This window comes from Microbacterium sp. 71-23, from assembly GCF_001897265.1.
GTDB lineage: Bacteria > Actinomycetota > Actinomycetes > Actinomycetales > Microbacteriaceae > Microbacterium > Microbacterium ginsengisoli.
On the sequence record NZ_MKSL01000012.1, the window covers coordinates 246005 to 261845 of the forward strand.

The window sequence follows — 15841 nt, forward strand, 5'->3', positions numbered from 1 at the left end:
ACCCCCTCCCCGAATCGGGGAGGGGGTTCGTTGTTCCCGGAGGTCAGGCGACCGGGACGGGGCCTCGCGTGCGTGCCGACTCGAACGCCGCACCGACGACGTTCATCATCGCTGTGGCGGTGGCGAAGTCCGTGTCGATCGGCGTGCCGTTCGTGATGGCCCGGAGGAACTCCTGGATCTCCGCGACGAACGCCTCGGCGTAGCCGGTGCCCACGCCGGCGCCCGGCATGGCGGCGACATCCGAGAAGTACGGGTGTGCAGGCCCGGTGAAGATGCGGCGCGGACCGTTGTAGGCGGCCGGCGACGTCGCGTTCTCGAAGAGGTGGAACTCGCCCGCCGAGATCGAGTCGAACACGGCGCTGCCCGCGGAGCCGAACACCTCGACGCCGAGCGAATTCGGAACCCCCGCGGCGATGCGGCTGAGCGCGATCTGCCCGATGGCGCCCGAGTCGAGCGTCACCCCGAGCAGAGCGACGTCGTCATTGGTGACCGCTCCCTTCTCGGACGATCCGGATGCCCCGTGGCCGATCGCGCCCGCGGTCGCCAGGGGTCGCTCGGTGATCACGGTGCGCAGCGACGCGCTCGAGACCTCCGCGATGCGTCCGGCGACGAACTGCACGGCGTCGATCGCGTGGGCGCCGATGTCGAGCAGCGCGCCGCCGCCCGACTGCTCCTGCGAGAAGCGCCACGAGAGCGCGCCGGCCGGGTCGGCCGCGTAGTCGGCGTTGTACCAGCCGCGCACGGTGTGGATGTCTCCGACGAGCCCGTCGGCGACCGCACGCGCGAGTGCGGCGAGGCCGGGCAGTCGGCGGAACGAGAAGCCGACACCGGTCACGGCGGGCGAGGCCTCGGCCAGCGCCTGCAGGTGCGACGACTCCGCCGGGGTGCGACCGATGGGCTTCTCGGCGAAGACGTGCTTGCCGGAGGCGAGCACCTTGGGCAGCACCTCGGCGTGCAGGAAGTTCGGAAGCGCGACGCTAATGGCGTCGACGTCGCTCGCGATGAACGCGTCGACGTCGGCGGTGGCGCTCGCGAACCCGTAGCGGTCCGCGACCGACTGGGCGAGGGCGAGGTTGGGGTCGGCGATGGCGACGAGCTCGACTGAGAGCGGCGAGCTGGTCGCCATCATCGCGTTGCGGTAGCCGAAGGCGTGCGCCTGGCCGGCCATTCCGGCGCCGATGACGCCGACACGAATGGGGGTGGACATGGGTGGTTCTCCTTGGGTGATGGGTGTCGAGGCGGGGTCAGCGGAAGCGTGCGGGGCCGCCGCATCCGGTGATGTACTCGCGCGTGCGTCGCGCGATCTGGAGGGGTGCGGCGAAGTCGCCGACGGGGTACATGTCCTGCTCGATGATCGCGAACACGCCCGGGTGGGCGAGGGCGGCCTCGTGCAGCACAGGTCCGTAGTCAGGCACGCCGTGGGGCGGCTCGACCATGACGCCGCGGGTGACGGCCTCGACGAACGAGATCTCGTTCTTGAGCACGTGCGCCAGCAGGTCGGGCTCGACCTGCTTGAGGTGCAGGTAGCCGATGCGGTCGGGGAAGGCCCGGATGAGGCGCACGCTGTCGCCCCAGTAGTACGCGAGGTGCCCGGTGTCCAGGCACAGGTTCGTGTACCGCGGGTCGGTGTTCTCGACCAGGCGCACCACCTCGAGGTACGAGCCGATGGGGCTCTCGGCGTGGGAGTGGAACTGCTGGCGGAGGCCGAACTCCTCCCAGAGGCGCTTGCCGATCTCGTCGTGCCCGGCTGTGAAGGTGCCCCATTCGTCGGCCGTGAAGGTGCGGGCGCCCACGACGTCGTCGTTCGCGTCGCGCTCCCACAGGCCGGGGATGGTGATCACGTGCTCACCGCCGAGCGCGGTGACCAGTCGCGCCACCTCGGTGACGTCGCGCCACGCGTTCTCGACCTCCTCCGGCGACCGGTGCAGGTGGGTGAACACGGTTCCCGCCGAGAGGGCGAGGTCGTGGGCCGCGAAGTCGTCGGCGAGAGCGGATGCCTCGGTGCCGAGGTAGCCGTAGGGGCCGAGCTCGGTCCAGTGGTAGCCGGCCTCCTGTACTTCGCGCAGGTACTGCTCGGGAGGGGGCTGGCGGTCGTCGACGGCGTTCCAGACGCCCCAGGAGTCGGGGGCGATGCCGACGCGTGGAGCGGCGACGTCGTTGTCAGGGGTGCTCACCGGCACTCCTTTCGGGTTGTTATTGTACGGACAAAGGGTAATCTAGAGCGCTCTAGGTCTGTGTGCAAGAGCGACGGCGGGCGATGCTCGTCGTGAGAGGAGTGGGCATGACCGCACGCACGCGTCTCGGCGTCGGAGTCATCGGTACGGGCTGGATGGCGCGCGCCCATGTCAGCGCGTTGCGGCGCCTCGATGTGCTGACGGGACGCGCCCACGGCGTCGACCTCGTCGTCGTGGCGGGGAGGGATGCGGCACGCACCTCGGCTGCGGCCGCCACCTGGGGCTTCCGCGAGTCGACCGACGACTGGGAGCGGGTCGTCGCCCATCCGGACGTCGGCGTCGTCGTGAACCTCGCCTCGAACGCCGTGCACGCGCCCGCCAGCATCGCCGCGCTGGCCGCGGGCCGGCACGTCGTGTGCGAGAAGCCGCTCGCGACCCGCGCCGAAGACGTCGCCGCGATGGTGGATGCCGCGGCCGCCGCGCCGACCCTCGCAGTGGCCTCGTACAACTATCGCTTCGTGCCGGCGCTGCAGTTCGCCCGCCGGCTGCTCCGGTCCGGCGAGCTGGGAGCGCTGCGATCGGTCTCGCTCGGCTACGAGCAGGACTGGGCGTCACGCCCGGTCGACCGAACCGGGTGGCGCTTCGACGACCCCATCGACGGAAGCGTGGTCTTCGACCTGTCGCATGTGCTCGATCTGCTGCGCTGGCTCGTCGGTGAGCCGCGGAGCGCGGTCGCGAACGTGCAGACGCTCAGCGGCGGCGGTGTCGTCCCGGCGCGCGTGGGGACCGACCCGGAGGACTCCTACGCGGCGCTGTTCACGATGGAGGGCGGTGTCACCGCCGACGTGCGGGTGTCCCGCATCGCCACCGGCCGGAAGGGCGATCAATTCGTCCACCTCACGGGGTCCCTCGGCGCGCTCCGGTGGAGCATGGAGGATCTCAACAGCCTGGAGCTCTTCCTCGACTCGGGAGACGATCAGCGCGAGGGGTTCCGCCGTGTGCTGGTGACCGAGCCGGGGCATCCGCTCATGGCGAACTGGTACGCGCCGGGCCACGTGCTCGGCTGGGACGACACGGTGCTGCACGAATGGGTCTCGATCTCGGGCGCCATCGCGGACGGCGGCGACCGCAGCGGAGACCTCGCGACGTTCGCCGACGGCGCGCAGGCGTTCGCGATCGCCGAGGCGGTGCGCCGGTCGTCGCGCACTCTACGGTGGGAGTCAGTGTGAGGAGCACGGGAAGGTGCGTGACGTGAAGCGGGTCACGATGGAGGACGTCGCGCGCGAGGCGGGGGTCTCCCGCGCGCTCGTCTCGATCGCCTACCGCGACGCCGCTGGCGTCAGCGCCGCGACCCGCGCCCGCATCCTCGCGATCGGCGAGCGGCTCGGCTACGCACCCGACCAGGTCGCGGCCCGGCTCGCCGGCGTGGGCGGGCGCACGGTCGGCGTGTTCATCCAGGACCTCCACAACGACGTGTTCGCCGACGTGTTCGACGGAGTGCGCGCCGTCGTGGAGCCGGCCCGGAAGAGCCTGGTCATGGCCGTCGGCACACTCGACGGCCGCGGCGATGCGGCGGCCCTCGACACGCTGCGGCGCAGCCGCGTCGACGTGATCGTCGGGGTGGGCCTCCAGCTGCCGGATGTCGCGGTGCAGGCCGTCTCGCGCCATGTTCCGGTCGTCGCGGTGGCACGCGACATCCCGTCGGTGGATGCGGTGATCACCGACAACGAGGCGGGCGCGCGTGCCGCGGTGGAGCATCTCGCCGGGCTCGGCCACCGGCGCATCGCGTTCCTCGCGAACCCGCCCGGCGACGGCTACGGCGGGCGCGGAAGCGGCTACGCGGCGGCGATGCGCGCAGCCGGCCTCGCACCCCGGGTGGCGTCGAGCTCGTACCTGCGCGCGCAGGCCGCGATCGACGCGGCGGCGCTGCTCGACGGGCCGGAGCCGCCCACCGCGATCTTCGCGCACAACGACCAGGCGGCGTTCGGGGTGCTCGATGCCGCCCACGACCGGGGGCTGGTGCCGGGCGTCGACCTGTCGGTCGTCGGCTACGACAACAGCTCGATGAGCCGGGCTCCCGGCACCGCGCTCACGACGGTCGACCTGCACGGCGCGGAGCTCGGACGCGCGGCCGCCGAGCTCGCCGCGGAGCGGGTCTCGCGTCCCGATGCGGAACGGCTGACGCGCACCTCGGCCCCGACCCTGATCGTGCGCGGCACGACCGGGCTCGCGCCGTCCTGAGCCTGCCCCTGCTCCGCGCTCAGCGCTCGAGCAGCCCCGCTGTCAGCGCGACGCGCGCCCGCCGGGGCACGAGGCCGACGATCACCGCACCGGTCTTGTTCTGCACGCCCGAGACGACGCTGTACGGCGGCTTCCGGCGGGCGAGGGCGCGGAACGCGGCATCCACCACCTGGGTCGGGGTCTGCATGGCGCCGACCGCGGCGCGCGCATCGCCGACCACGTCGAAGAACTCGGTCGCGGTGGCTCCGGGGCACACCGCCAGCACCGTCACGCCCTGCGGGCGCACCTCGTGCGCGAGCGCCTCGGTGAAGCTCAGCACGTAGGCCTTCGACGCTCCGTAGATCGCCATCGACGCCAGCGGCTGGAACGCGGCCGTGCTCGCGATGTTGATGACCGTGCCGCTGCCGCGGGCCACGAGCGCCGGCAGGAACGCCCGCGTGAGCGACGTGAGCACCGCCACGTTCAGCTGCACGAGCGCGTCGATGCGCTCCGCATCGGCCTCGGCGAACGCGCCCTTCATGCCGAAGCCGGCGTTGTTCACGACGTGGTCGATGCGGATGCCGCGTCCCTCGAGCTCGTCCGCGAGGGACGCGACGGCGCCCGGCTCGGTGAGATCGAGCGGAACGACGTGGGCGCTGACGCCGTGGCGGGAGCGCACCTCGGCCGCGATCTCCTCGAGACGGTCGGCCCGGCGAGCGACCAGCACCACGTCGGCGCCGCGACGGGCGAACTGGTCGGCGAACTCGGTGCCGAGCCCTGCGCTCGCGCCGGTGATGAGCGCGGTGGTACCGCGGAAGGTGATCGTCATGCGCACACTCTAGGCGCGCCGGATGTCCCGGGTCAGCGCTGCACGGGATCGAGCGGCCCCTCGTGGGCGAGGTCGCGGGCGTGGGGATATGACTCCCAGTCGCCCGGTCCCGTGCACGCGGCGGCGCCGACCCGCGCTGCGAGGGCGAGCCGCTCTGCGACCGGGGCGCCGGCGAGGGTCGCTGCGAGATAGGCGCCCACGAACCCGTCACCGGCGCCGACCGTGTCGACGACCGCCACGGGGACCGCGGGGACCCACAGCTCCGCGCCGTCGATCACGGCGACGGCCCCCTCGGCGCCGAGCTTCACGATCGCGGCCGCGGGGCCGAGCTCGCCGAGGCGCCGCGCCACCTGCGCGGGTGTGCCGTCGCCGACCACGAGCCGTGCCTCGTCGAGCCCGGCGAAGACGATCCCCGCCCGCGCCGTCACGGCGCGGTAGAGCGTCGACGGGTCACGGTGCCGCCAGAGCCGGGAACGATAGTTCACGTCGAACGACACGATCGCGTGTGCGGCATCCGCTCGGTCGAGGGCGTCCCACATCGCCGACTCCGCCGACGCCGACAGTGCCGGGGTGATGCCGGTCACGTGCACGATCCGCGCCGTCGCGAACACGTCGGCCGGAAGATCGTCGGGAGCGAGGCGACTGCCCGCGCTCATGTGTCGGCCGTAGGTCACCTCGGTCGTCGTCGCCGACGGATGAGACTTCAGCATCATCCCGGTGCCGGCACCGTCATCGACGTGGGCGTGCACGTCGACGCCCTCGGCGCGCAGCTCCCGCGTGATGCGCCGTCCCGCGCCGTCGTCGCCCACCCGTCCGATCCACGCGACCGATGCGCCCAGTCGCCGCGCAGCGATCGCGACGTTCGATTCCGCACCCCCCACCGAGAGCCGCATCCCGGTGACGTGCTCGAGGGAGCCGACCTCCGTCGCGCGCACGAGCGCCATGGTCTCGCCCAGCGTGACGAGGTCGGCGCTCATTCGTCGCCCCGCAGGCGCCGCACGGTCTCCGTCGCCGCGGCTGCGCGTCGGGTGACCTCCGCGAGGGCGTCGGCGTCGAGGGGTCCCCGGGGAACGAGCCAGCTGCCCGAGACGGCGCCGACCGCGGGTCGTGCGAGATAGTCGGCGAGGTTCGCGGCGTCGACGCCGCCGCTCGGCACGAACGACAGCCCGGGGAAGGGTGCCGAGAAGGCGTCGACGGCGGCGGCGCCGCCGAGGAGGTGTGCGGGGAAGAGCTTCACGACCTCGAGCCCCATGCCGACCGCGCGCATCAGCTCGGTTCCCGTCGCGACGCCCGCGATCAACGGCACCGCGAGACTGCGCGCGGCGGCGGCGACGCTCTCGCTGAGCCCCGGACTCACGAGGAAGGCCGCGCCCGCCTGGCAGGCGGCGCGGGCGAAGCGGCCGTCGGTCACGGTGCCGGCTCCCACGGTGATCTCGGGCACCTCCGCGGCGACCGCGCGGATCGCGGCCGCTGCCTCGGGTGTGCGCAGAGTGATCTCGATGGCCCGTACTCCGCCCGCGGCGAGGGCGCGAGCGAGTTCCACGGCATCCTCCTCCGCCGAGACGGTGACCACGGGAAGGATGGTGCCGGGGATGCCCGTCATCGTCCGAGCCATCCGCCGTCGACGGGGAGCACGACGCCCGACACGTAGTCCGACGCCGCCGAGGCGAGGAACACCGTGGCGCCGCCGAGATCCTCGGCCGTGCCCCAGCGTCCCGCGGGGATGCGGGCGAGGATGCTCTCCGACCGCTCCTCGTCGGCGCGCAGCGCGGCGGTGTTGTCGGTGGCGATGTAGCCCGGCGCGATCGCGTTCACGTTGACACCCCGAGGCGCCCATTCGTTCGCGAGCGCCCGCGTCAGCCCCGCAATCCCCGACTTCGCCGCGGCGTAGCCGGGTACGTTGATGCCGCCCTGGAAGCTCAGCAGCGACGCCGTGAAGATGATCTTCCCGGTGCCGCGCTCGATCATGGCCCGGCCGGCCGCCTGGGCGAGCACGAACTGGCTGCGCAGGTCGACGTCGAGCACCTCGTCCCACCACTCGATCGGATGCTCCGCCGCCGGCGCCCGGAGGATGGTGCCGGCGTTGTTGACCAGCACGTCGACACGCTCTTCGTCGAGTGCGCCGACCAGGCGGTCGACGGCGTCACGATCGGACAGGTCGCACGCCAGGGCGCGGAACCGGCGCCCGAGGCCGCGCACGACCGATTCGACGGCACTGCCCGATTCCTCGATCTGCGAGCTCACCGCGATGATGTCCGCGCCGGCGGTCGCCAAGGCGCGGGCCATCGCGAAGCCGATCCCGCGCCGCGCCCCCGTGACGACCGCGGTACGTCCGGTGAGATCGAACGGCGAGCTCACGAGGCATCCGCCACGTCGACGAGCACCTTCATCGCGAGCCCCTGCTCGAGGTCGGCGATGGCGGCGGCGGTCTCGCTCAGCGGCACGATGCGCGTGATGAGCGCATCGGCGGGGATGTGGCCCTCGGCGAGGAGTTCGACCGCCGTCTCGAAGTCGGCGCGTTCGTACACGCGGGCGCCGACGATGGTCAGCTCCCGCCAGAACACCCGCTGCAGGTCGATCTCACGCGGCACGCCGTGGATCGCGACGACGACGAGAGTTCCCCGAACCTTCGCGAGCGCCGTCGCCCCGCGCACGGCAGCCGCCGAGCCCGAGACCTCGAAGACGACATCGGCGCCGGCGCCGCCCGTCCATTCCTCGATCCACGCGACCTGGTCCACGCTCGTCGGATCGAGGGTCGTGAATCCGAGCGAGGCGGCCTGCGCGCGACGACGCTCATCGAGCTCGACCAGCACGACCTCACCGCCGAACCGGCGCGCCACCGTCGCGATGAGCGTTCCGATCGGCCCGCCGCCGATCACGACGGCCTTGTCGCCGTGCCGCAGACCCGACCGTCGCACGTCATGCACGGCGACGGCGGTCGGCTCGACGAGTGCGGCGTGGGTGAGCGGGAGTCCGTCGGGGAGGGCGACGAGGGTCTCCGCCGGAACGTTCCAGAACTCCTGCAGCGAGCCGGGGGAGTCGATGCCGATGAAGTCGAGGTTCTGGCAGATGTGGGAGTGACCCGCACGGCAGGCGGGGCAGGTGCCGTCCCACGAGAGCGGCATGACGGTCACGGGTGCGCCGATCCGCCATCCCGACACGCCCTCGCCGATGCGGGCTACCGTGCCGCTCATCTCGTGCCCGAAACTGAGAGGGGTCGTCACGCGGGAGTCCATGCTTCCGTGCACGACATGGAGGTCGGTGCCGCACAGCCCGGTGTACGCGACGGCGATCTGCACGTAGCCGCGCGGCGGCGGGGTGGGTTCGACATGGGCGACGGCGACGGTCGCGTCGCCGAGGTACTGCACTGTACGCATGGCACTCCAAAGGTATGACGTAAGACGAATGTAACAGTCGATCCGGGCCGAGAACAGGGGTTCATTGCTAATAGGTCACATGTATGATCTAATCAACTCACCCGCCGGCCAGTCCGGCCGCGAGTCGTCAACGACGTCGACCAGAAAAGGACGAGCAATGGCTCCACAGCAAAGACGCTTCACCCGCCTCTCCCGATCCGCCGCCCTCATCGCCACCGCCGCCACCGCACTGCTGGTGCTCTCCGCCTGCAGCGGATCCAGCACCGGCACGGCCACCGACAGCGGTCTCGGCTTCACGCCCGCCGACCAGGTCGCCGACAGTGCGATCACGGTGTGGGTGGATGCCGCGCGCGAGCCGGCGGTCGCCGCGTTCGAGAAGAAGTACCCGAACATCAAGGTCAACAAGGAGACCTACGACGGCAACGCCGGTGGGTCCGGGTCCTTCCAGACCAAGATCTCCCTCTTCGACCAGTCGGGGGAGGGCTGGCCCGACGTCGTCTGGTCGACCCAGACGAACGACGCCTCATGGGCATCGAAGGAGAACAACGGCCAGCAGGCCTTCGCGGCGCCCCTGAACAAGGGATGGTTCGACCAGAGCTTCCTCGACGGCTTCTCGAAGGGCGCGCTCGACCCGGTGACCGTCGACGGCACGGTGTACGGACTGCGCAACGACCTCGCACAGGTCGTCTTCTGGTACGACCAGTCGCTGTTCACCCAGTTCGGCTACCAGATCCCGCAGACGTGGGAGGACTACGCGGCCCTCAGTGACAAGCTCGCCGCCGAGCACCCGGGCTACATCCTCGGATCGGTCGGCGACTCGTTCGTCGGCACCTACGTGTACTACTACGGAGCCCAGGCGCCGATCTTCCAGTCGACCGCGTCGACCTTCTCGAGCAACTTCGACGACCCGAAGTCGCAGAAGATGACCGACCTGATCGACCACATGCTCAAGAACGGCACTCTCGTCCAGGACAGCGTCTTCAGCGCCGACTTCGTGAAGAAGTACCAGGGCAAGGTGCTCGGCATGCCCGGCCCGGTCTGGTACACCGGAGCGATCTTCCAGAGCAAGGACAGCCTGAACGTCCCCGCCGGCCAGATCGGCGCCGGAGTGCCGCTCCACTGGAACGGCGACTCGATCGGCACCGGCAACGTGGGCGGCGGCGTCTGGTACGCCTCCAGCCACACGAAGAACCTCGAGGCCGTCAAGACGTTCCTGCAGTTCGTGACGAGCGCCGACGAGTACCAGGTCGACCTCGCGCCGGGCTACCCCGCATACGCCTCGGCCGCGCAGAAGTGGATCGCCAAGCAGGCCAGCGGCGGCTACTTCGTCGGCGACTTCGAGAAGAACGTGACGGATGCCGCGGGCGAGATCTGGTCGGGCTGGGGCTACCCCAGCTTCAGCCCCGAGACCGCGTATGCGAAGGTTGTCGTCCCGGGCCTCGCCGCGGGCAAGACCCTCGCCTCCCTCACCTCCGACTGGAAGACCGAGATGGTCAACGAGGCGAAGGTCCAGGGATACACGATCCAGTGACAGCCCCGCACCGCAGCGGAAGGAACACATCATCACTGTCGACACGATGACGGCGCCCGCCGTCGGCTCCTCACGGGGTCGGCGGCGGGACGCCGCCGCGCGGAGGAACCCCACCCGCGCCCAAGCCGTCATGGGGTACGCGTTCTCGAGCGGATACAGCGTGCTGCTGCTTCTGTTCGGGGTCATCCCGGCCCTCTACGCCGTCTACCTGGCTTTCACCAAGAACGGCGCCTTCGTCGGCGTCGCCAACTTCGCGAAGGTGTTCGACGACTACCGTTTCTGGCCCGCCGTGCAGCACGTCGCGGTGTACCTCGTGATCTGGCTCGTGATGCAGACCGTGTTCGTCGTCCTTCTCGCGCTGATCGTGCACGCGATCGGGGCGCGCTGGCTCTCCTCGACGGTGCGGTTCATCTACTACATCCCCGGCGCGCTCGCCGGGGCCTCGAGCGTGATGCTGTGGCTGTTCCTGCTCGACCCGACGGTGAGCCCGGTCTCGGGCGTGCTCAACATGCTGGGCCTGCAGTCCTTCGTGCAGACGGTGTCGCTGGAGAACCTGCCCGTCGTCTTCACCGTCATCGCGTTCTGGACCGGCGCCGGCGGATGGATCGTCATCATGTACGGCGCGCTCAACAACATCCCGGTGGAGGTCATGGAGGCCGCCCGCATCGACGGCGCCGGTGCCGTCAAGACCGCCTGGTACATCCAGCTGCCCCTCATGAAGAAGTGGATCTCCTACATGGGGATCATGTCCCTCGCCGCCGGAACGCAGCTGTTCGTCGAACCCCGCGTGCTCTCGCAGGCGTCGAAGGGTGTCGTCCCGCCGGACTATTCGCTCAACCAGCTCGCCTATCTCTTCGCCTTCAAGCAGAACGACTTCAACGGCTCCGCCGCGATCTCGCTCATGCTGCTCGTCGTGGCGCTCGGACTCGCCACCTTCTTCGTCTTCCGGGGTGGTCTCTTTGAGCGTGATTGACATCGACGTGCGTGAACCGCTCACGACGACCGAGCCGCACGCCGTGCGCGGCACCGGCTTCGCCCCGGGACGCTGGGTCGGGCGGGTGCTCGCCCTCGTCGTGGCCGCGTTCTTCGTCGTGTTCTTCGCCCTGCCGCTCGTCTGGCTGCTGCTGGCCCCGACGAAGGACGCCCGGCAGTTGCTGGTCGACAACCCGTTCAGCATCGGGTCCCTCGACGCGCTCGCGACCAACTGGCACAACCTGATGACCTTCCAGAACGGCATCGTCTGGACGTGGCTCGGCAACTCGGTGCTCTACAGCGGTGTCGCCCTCGTGATCACCCTCGCCGTGAGCATCCCTGCCGGCTACGCCCTCGCGCTGACGGAGTTCCGGCTGCGCCGGGCGCTGCTCGCCGTGACCCTCGTGGTCATGCTCATCCCCAGCACCGCGCTCGTCCTCCCGGTGTTCCTCGAGCTCAGCGCGGTGAAGCTGGTCGGAACCCCCTTGGCGGTCATCCTGCCCTTCTCGTTCTTCCCGTTCGGGGTCTATCTGACGTACATCTACTTCTCGACGAGCGTCTCGCGCGACCTCCTCAACGCGGCGCGCATCGACGGTGCGGGCGAGTTCCGGGTGTTCTGGTCGGTGGCGATGCCGCTCGCGACGCCGGTGATCGCGCTCGTCGGCTTCTTCAACCTCGTCGGCAACTGGAACAACTACTTCCTGCCGTTCGTCATGGCTCCCGGCCGCAAGTCGCCCATCCAGGTGGGCCTGGCCGAACTGCTCTCGAACGTGCCGCTGTTCAACCCGACCTCGGCGGGGTCGGTGACGATCGACATGCCGACGCTCGCCCTCGCGACGCTGCTGTCCGTCGCCCCTGTGCTCATCATCTTCCTGTTCTCCCAGCGGTTCCTGGTCACGGGAATGACCGCGGGTGGCACCAAGGAGTGAGCGTGCGCCGTTTCGGCATGGTGGCCCGCACCGCCCCGGAGAGGCGTGAGGAGTACCTCGCGCTGCACCGGGCGGTGTGGCCCGGGGTGGAGGCCACCATCACGGCCTGCGGCATCCGCAACTTCACGATCTTCGTGACCGGCGACGTGCTGTTCGGCTACTACGAGTACATCGGCGACGACTACGCCGCCGACCAGCGGCGGATGGCCGCCGATCCCGTCACCCAGGAATGGTGGGCGCGCACCGGGCCGTGCCAGCGTCCGTTCGACGAGTCGTCGGGCGCCGCCAACTGGGTCGAGCTCGACGAGGCGTGGCACCTCGACTGACGCCCGTCAGGACGGATCGCGCCGCGTCGGGAGGCGACGACGCTGCCAGGCGTCGACGATGTGGGAGCGCATCGCGGAAGCAGCGGCATCCGCATCGCCTGCGACGATCGCGTCGTAGATGCGGCGGTGCTCGTCGAGCGTGAGACGGAAGGCCTCGTCGGTCTGGTTCTGCACGAACCGCGAGCTGGAGCGAGCCCGCTGGAACAGGATCTGCGTGATGTTGCTGGCGAGCTGGTTGCCCGAAAGCTCCATGAGCAGGAAGTGGAAGTCGGCGTCGGCCTGCGCGTAGGCGTCGACGTCGTGGATCGACTCCTCCATGTGCGCCAGCGCCGCCTCGACACGGGCGAGCTCGTCATCGGTGCGCCGCTCGGCGGTCGCAGCGGACATCGCGCCCTCGAGGGCCGAGCGCACGACGGCGAGCTCATCGAGCACACCCAGCGAATCGTCGTTCTCGACCATCACCGACAGCACCACCGGATCGAGCACGTTCCACGAGGTGGGGGGCTGCACGGTCGTGCCGCGACCGGGCGCGACCGAGACGAGCCCCTTCTCCTCGACGCGCTTCACCGACTCGCGGATCACCGTGCGGCTGACCCCGAAGTGCTGCGCGAGGCGCTCCTCCGGGGGCAGCGTGTCGCCGGGGGCGACCTCGCCGTTGATGACGACGCCGACGAGGTCGCGCACCACGGCGACGCCCAGACGGGCCGCCGGCAGGCGCGCGGGCGCGGAGCCGAACACGCTCGACGTCGCGCCGGAGGCGGGGCGGTCGAGGGTCATGCGCCCAGTGTAGCCAGGCGCAGAATTCCGTCCACGCGACGCGGCACGCTCGTCGTGGCGTCGCGCAGCTCGATCGGCAGCAGCGCCTCCGGGGCGTCCTGCCAGGCGAAGGGGCGCAGGAACCGCCGGATCGCCGTCACGCCGACCGAGGTGTGGAGCGTGTTCGTCGCCGGCCACGGGCCACCGTGGTGCTGACCCCACGAGACGCGCACGCCCGTCGGGTAGCCGTTGAACACGAGCCGGCCGACGCGCCGGGAGAGGTCGTCGACAAGGGGGCCCGCCGCGTCGAGCTCGTCGGGCTGTGCGTGGACAGTCGCGGTGAGAGAGTCGGGCACGGCGTCCAGGGCGGCGAGCACGTCGTCGAGCGTGTCGTACCGCACCACCACGACGAGCGGGCCGAACGCCTCCTCGGTCGCCGCCGGGGTGAGTTGCGCGGCATCGATCTCCAGCACCGCCGGGGTCGCGGTGAAACCGGTGTCGCCCACCCGCGCCGGCACCAGGGCGTGCGCGCCGCCCGCGCTGACGAGCGCGTGCTCGATGCGGAACAGCGAGGCGTGGATGCCGCCGTTGAGCAGCGGCTGGGCCGCGGCATCCTTCGCGAGACGCACGATTTCGTCGACGACCGCGTCGCCGTCCCGCGGGATGAAGACGACGCCGGGCTTCGTGCACAGCTGACCCGCCGAGCCGGTCACCGAGGCGAAGAGCCCGGCGGCGATGTCGGCCCCCCGCGCCGTCACCGCGCCCGGGGTGACGATCAGCGGGTTCAGGCTGCTGAGCTCGCCGTAGAACGGGATCGGGTTCTCGCGGGACTCGATGATCTCCCGCAGGACACGTCCGGTGTGGAGCGAGCCGGTGAACCCGACCGCGGCGACCCGGGGATGTGCGACGAGCGCGGCGCCGGCCTGCTGGCCGTAGACGATGCCGAGCACGCCGTCGGGCGCGCCCGCCGCACGGGCCGCCGCCTCGAGCGCCGCGAACGAGCGCGCCGAGGTGAGGGGGTGGGACGAATGCGCCTTCACGACGACGGGGTTGCCCGCCGCGAGGGCAGATGCCGTGTCGCCGCCGAGCACGGAGAACGCGAACGGGAAGTTGCTCGAGCCGAACACCGCGATCGGGCCGATCGGCACGAGCATGCGGCGGATGTCGGGACCGGGACCCATGGGCGTGTCACCCGCGTGGTCGATGACCGCCTCGAGGTAGCCGCCTTCGTCGACGGCATCGGCGAACAACCGGAACTGGAACGCCGATCGGGTCAGCTCGCCGTTCAGACGCGGCTCAGCGAGTCCGGTCTCTGCCGCCGCGATCGCGACGAGTGCGTCCCGGTCGGCCTCGATCTCGTCGGCGATGCGACGCAGCAGCGCTGCCCGGGCGGCCCGGGGCATCCGTCTGAGCTCGTCGGCGGCGGATGCCGCAGCCGTCGCGATGCGGTCGACCTGAGCATCCGAGGTGGCCTCGAGGGCCGTCGGGGACGCGACGCCGGTGCGCGGATCGGTGGAGGTCAGGGTCATCGGGATGCTCCGTCCGTCAGGAGACCGCGCCGCGCGAGCGAGGCGAACAGGTCGTGCAGGCCGAAGGCCCACGGCTCGACCGTCTCGGCATGGCGCACGCGGTTGACGAGCGTGCCGAGCGCCGGCGAGCCGATGCGCACGACGTCGTCGGGGTGGTGGGTGAATCCGAGCCCGGGGGCGTCCCGATCCTGCACCGGGGCGAACATCGTGCCGAGGTAGAGCACGAAACCGTCGGGATAGCGGTGCTTCGGACCGATCGTCTGGGCGACGAGGTCGACGGGGTCGCGGCTGATGAGAGCGAGCGGCGACTCGGCCACCATCGTGAACCCGTCGGCGCCGACGACCTCGAGCGTCACGGTCTGCGCACGCAGCGCGTCGAGGGTGAAGCGCCCGTCGAGCAGGCGTACGAACGGGCCGACGGAGGCGGATGCGTTGTTGTCCTTCGCCTGCCCGAGCAGCAGGGCGCTGCGCCCTTCGATGTCGCGCAGGTTCACGTCGTTGCCGAGCGTCGCCCCGACGATCTCTCCGCGCGAGGACACGACCAGCACCACCTCGGGCTCCGGGTTGTTCCACGCCGAGTCGCTGCGCACTCCCACATCGGTGGCGGCGCCGACCGTCGCGAGCACGGGAGCCTTGGTGAACACCTCGGCGTCCGGGCCGATGCCCACCTCGAGGTACTGGCTCCACAGTCCGCGCTCGACGAGCAGGTGCTTGAGCGCCATCGCCTCGGGCGACCCGGGGACGAGCGACTGCAGGTCGTCGCCGAGCGTGCCGAGCACCTCGTCGCGGATGTCGGCGGCGAGGTCGAGGTCGCCGTGCGCGCGCTCCTCGATGATGCGCTCGAGCATCGAGACCGGGAACGTCACCCCCGCCGCCTTGACGACGTGCAGGTCGATCGGGGAGAGGAGCCACGGATGCCGCGGGTCGCGCGCCTCGACGGGCGTGTTCGCGATCACGGCGTCCACGGAGCCGAGCCGCCGGCCGGAGGCGGCGCGCACGGCGGCCGCCGGCGTGGCGCTCTCGGTGAGCGCGCGCATCGTCGGGAAGCTCGCGCTGAGGTCGATCACGTCGTCGCCGCGCACGGCCACGACCGACGGACCTTCGGCCGCGGGGTCCCAGACCCGTCCGACCAGCAGGGCGTCGGCGGCATCTGTCGGGAGGGCGGCGGTCGCGCCGCCGTGCCACGTCGTCGTCATCC

The 15841-nt window shown here is 71.0% G+C and carries 16 protein-coding genes; 6 read left to right on the forward strand and 10 right to left on the reverse strand.

Annotated features, from left to right (window positions below; translation table 11 throughout):
• Positions 1–43: 43 nt before the first annotated feature.
• Entirely contained in the window at positions 44–1207 is a 1164-nt protein-coding gene (locus BGO15_RS05470) for a Gfo/Idh/MocA family protein (RefSeq protein WP_056207615.1), read from the reverse strand.
• A 37-nt stretch (positions 1208–1244) separates the two neighbouring features.
• Complete coding sequence (locus BGO15_RS05475) at positions 1245–2174, reverse strand: sugar phosphate isomerase/epimerase family protein (protein ID WP_045247801.1); 930 nt, start codon at positions 2172–2174, stop codon at positions 1245–1247.
• A 107-nt stretch (positions 2175–2281) separates the two neighbouring features.
• Between BGO15_RS05475 and BGO15_RS05480 the strand changes: the two genes are divergently transcribed.
• Both BGO15_RS05480 and BGO15_RS05485 read left to right on the forward strand, forming a co-directional pair.
• Positions 2282–3403 carry a Gfo/Idh/MocA family protein gene (locus tag BGO15_RS05480; RefSeq protein ID WP_056207612.1) on the forward strand — a complete coding sequence of 374 codons (1122 nt, stop codon included), beginning with the start codon at positions 2282–2284 and terminating at the stop codon, positions 3401–3403.
• A 13-nt stretch (positions 3404–3416) separates the two neighbouring features.
• Positions 3417–4415: a LacI family DNA-binding transcriptional regulator gene (locus BGO15_RS05485; protein ID WP_235557440.1), complete on the forward strand. Its 999-nt coding sequence runs from the start codon at positions 3417–3419 to the stop codon at positions 4413–4415.
• 19 nt (positions 4416–4434) lie between these two features.
• On the opposite strand, the gene BGO15_RS05490 is transcribed toward BGO15_RS05485, so the two are convergent.
• The 5 genes from BGO15_RS05490 to BGO15_RS05510 are packed head-to-tail and all read right to left on the reverse strand — an operon-like array spanning position 4435 to position 8600.
• Positions 4435–5223, reverse strand: a complete 789-nt coding sequence (locus BGO15_RS05490; protein WP_056207606.1) for an SDR family NAD(P)-dependent oxidoreductase — start codon at positions 5221–5223, stop codon at positions 4435–4437.
• Positions 5224–5255: 32 nt separating this feature from the next.
• Complete coding sequence (locus BGO15_RS05495; RefSeq protein WP_056207603.1) at positions 5256–6200, reverse strand: sugar kinase; 945 nt, start codon at positions 6198–6200, stop codon at positions 5256–5258.
• Positions 6197–6826, reverse strand: a complete 630-nt coding sequence (locus BGO15_RS05500; protein WP_048809015.1) for a bifunctional 4-hydroxy-2-oxoglutarate aldolase/2-dehydro-3-deoxy-phosphogluconate aldolase — start codon at positions 6824–6826, stop codon at positions 6197–6199. The genes BGO15_RS05495 and BGO15_RS05500 overlap by 4 nt, the downstream gene beginning before the upstream one ends.
• Positions 6823–7581 (reverse strand): SDR family oxidoreductase, encoded by a 759-nt coding sequence (locus BGO15_RS05505; protein WP_056207600.1) that lies wholly within the window; start codon positions 7579–7581, stop codon positions 6823–6825. The genes BGO15_RS05500 and BGO15_RS05505 overlap by 4 nt, the downstream gene beginning before the upstream one ends.
• Positions 7578–8600 carry a (R,R)-butanediol dehydrogenase gene (locus BGO15_RS05510; RefSeq protein ID WP_045247806.1) on the reverse strand — a complete coding sequence of 341 codons (1023 nt, stop codon included), beginning with the start codon at positions 8598–8600 and terminating at the stop codon, positions 7578–7580. Before BGO15_RS05510 ends, BGO15_RS05505 begins: the two co-directional genes overlap by 4 nt.
• A gap of 157 nt (positions 8601–8757) precedes the next feature.
• Between BGO15_RS05510 and BGO15_RS05515 the strand changes: the two genes are divergently transcribed.
• Genes BGO15_RS05515 through BGO15_RS05530 form a run of 4 tightly spaced genes read left to right on the forward strand, consistent with a single transcriptional unit; the run spans position 8758 to position 12358 of the window.
• Positions 8758–10131, forward strand: coding sequence for an ABC transporter substrate-binding protein (locus BGO15_RS05515; protein ID WP_045247807.1), 1374 nt, complete (start codon positions 8758–8760; stop codon positions 10129–10131).
• Between the two features lie 46 nt (positions 10132–10177).
• A complete protein-coding gene (locus BGO15_RS05520) occupies positions 10178–11104 on the forward strand; it encodes a carbohydrate ABC transporter permease (protein ID WP_056207597.1) in 927 nt (308 codons plus the stop codon).
• On the forward strand, positions 11097–12032 hold the full coding sequence (locus tag BGO15_RS05525; protein WP_048809017.1) for a carbohydrate ABC transporter permease: 936 nt from the start codon (positions 11097–11099) through the stop codon (positions 12030–12032). The genes BGO15_RS05520 and BGO15_RS05525 overlap by 8 nt, the downstream gene beginning before the upstream one ends.
• A gap of 2 nt (positions 12033–12034) precedes the next feature.
• Positions 12035–12358: an L-rhamnose mutarotase gene (locus BGO15_RS05530; protein WP_048809018.1), complete on the forward strand. Its 324-nt coding sequence runs from the start codon at positions 12035–12037 to the stop codon at positions 12356–12358.
• Positions 12359–12364: 6 nt separating this feature from the next.
• Here the strand turns inward: BGO15_RS05530 and BGO15_RS05535 are convergent, their stop codons facing one another.
• The 3 genes from BGO15_RS05535 to BGO15_RS05545 are packed head-to-tail and all read right to left on the reverse strand — an operon-like array spanning position 12365 to position 15839.
• Positions 12365–13135: a FadR/GntR family transcriptional regulator gene (locus BGO15_RS05535; RefSeq protein WP_056519392.1), complete on the reverse strand. Its 771-nt coding sequence runs from the start codon at positions 13133–13135 to the stop codon at positions 12365–12367.
• Positions 13132–14643, reverse strand: a complete 1512-nt coding sequence (locus BGO15_RS05540) for an aldehyde dehydrogenase (NADP(+)) (protein ID WP_056519395.1) — start codon at positions 14641–14643, stop codon at positions 13132–13134. The genes BGO15_RS05535 and BGO15_RS05540 overlap by 4 nt, the downstream gene beginning before the upstream one ends.
• Positions 14640–15839: a fumarylacetoacetate hydrolase family protein gene (locus BGO15_RS05545; RefSeq protein WP_200930871.1), complete on the reverse strand. Its 1200-nt coding sequence runs from the start codon at positions 15837–15839 to the stop codon at positions 14640–14642. The genes BGO15_RS05540 and BGO15_RS05545 overlap by 4 nt, the downstream gene beginning before the upstream one ends.
• Positions 15840–15841 lie beyond the last annotated feature (2 nt).

Excerpts from the sequence above, each read along its gene's own strand:
- BGO15_RS05495 (WP_056207603.1), bottom strand. The coding sequence starts at position 6,200 with ATGAGCGCCGACCTCGTCACGCTGGGCGAGACCATGGCGCTCGTGCGC.
- BGO15_RS05545 (WP_200930871.1), bottom strand. The coding sequence starts at position 15,839 with ATGACGACGACGTGGCACGGCGGCGCGACCGCCGCCCTCCCGACAGAT.
- BGO15_RS05480 (WP_056207612.1), top strand. The coding sequence starts at position 2,282 with ATGACCGCACGCACGCGTCTCGGCGTCGGAGTCATCGGTACGGGCTGG.
- BGO15_RS05515 (WP_045247807.1), top strand. The coding sequence starts at position 8,758 with ATGGCTCCACAGCAAAGACGCTTCACCCGCCTCTCCCGATCCGCCGCC.
- BGO15_RS05470 (WP_056207615.1), bottom strand. The coding sequence starts at position 1,207 with ATGTCCACCCCCATTCGTGTCGGCGTCATCGGCGCCGGAATGGCCGGC.
- BGO15_RS05540 (WP_056519395.1), bottom strand. The coding sequence starts at position 14,643 with ATGACCCTGACCTCCACCGATCCGCGCACCGGCGTCGCGTCCCCGACG.
- BGO15_RS05490 (WP_056207606.1), bottom strand. The coding sequence starts at position 5,223 with ATGACGATCACCTTCCGCGGTACCACCGCGCTCATCACCGGCGCGAGC.
- BGO15_RS05500 (WP_048809015.1), bottom strand. The coding sequence starts at position 6,826 with ATGACGGGCATCCCCGGCACCATCCTTCCCGTGGTCACCGTCTCGGCG.
- BGO15_RS05535 (WP_056519392.1), bottom strand. The coding sequence starts at position 13,135 with ATGACCCTCGACCGCCCCGCCTCCGGCGCGACGTCGAGCGTGTTCGGC.
- BGO15_RS05510 (WP_045247806.1), bottom strand. The coding sequence starts at position 8,600 with ATGCGTACAGTGCAGTACCTCGGCGACGCGACCGTCGCCGTCGCCCAT.
- BGO15_RS05520 (WP_056207597.1), top strand. The coding sequence starts at position 10,178 with ATGACGGCGCCCGCCGTCGGCTCCTCACGGGGTCGGCGGCGGGACGCC.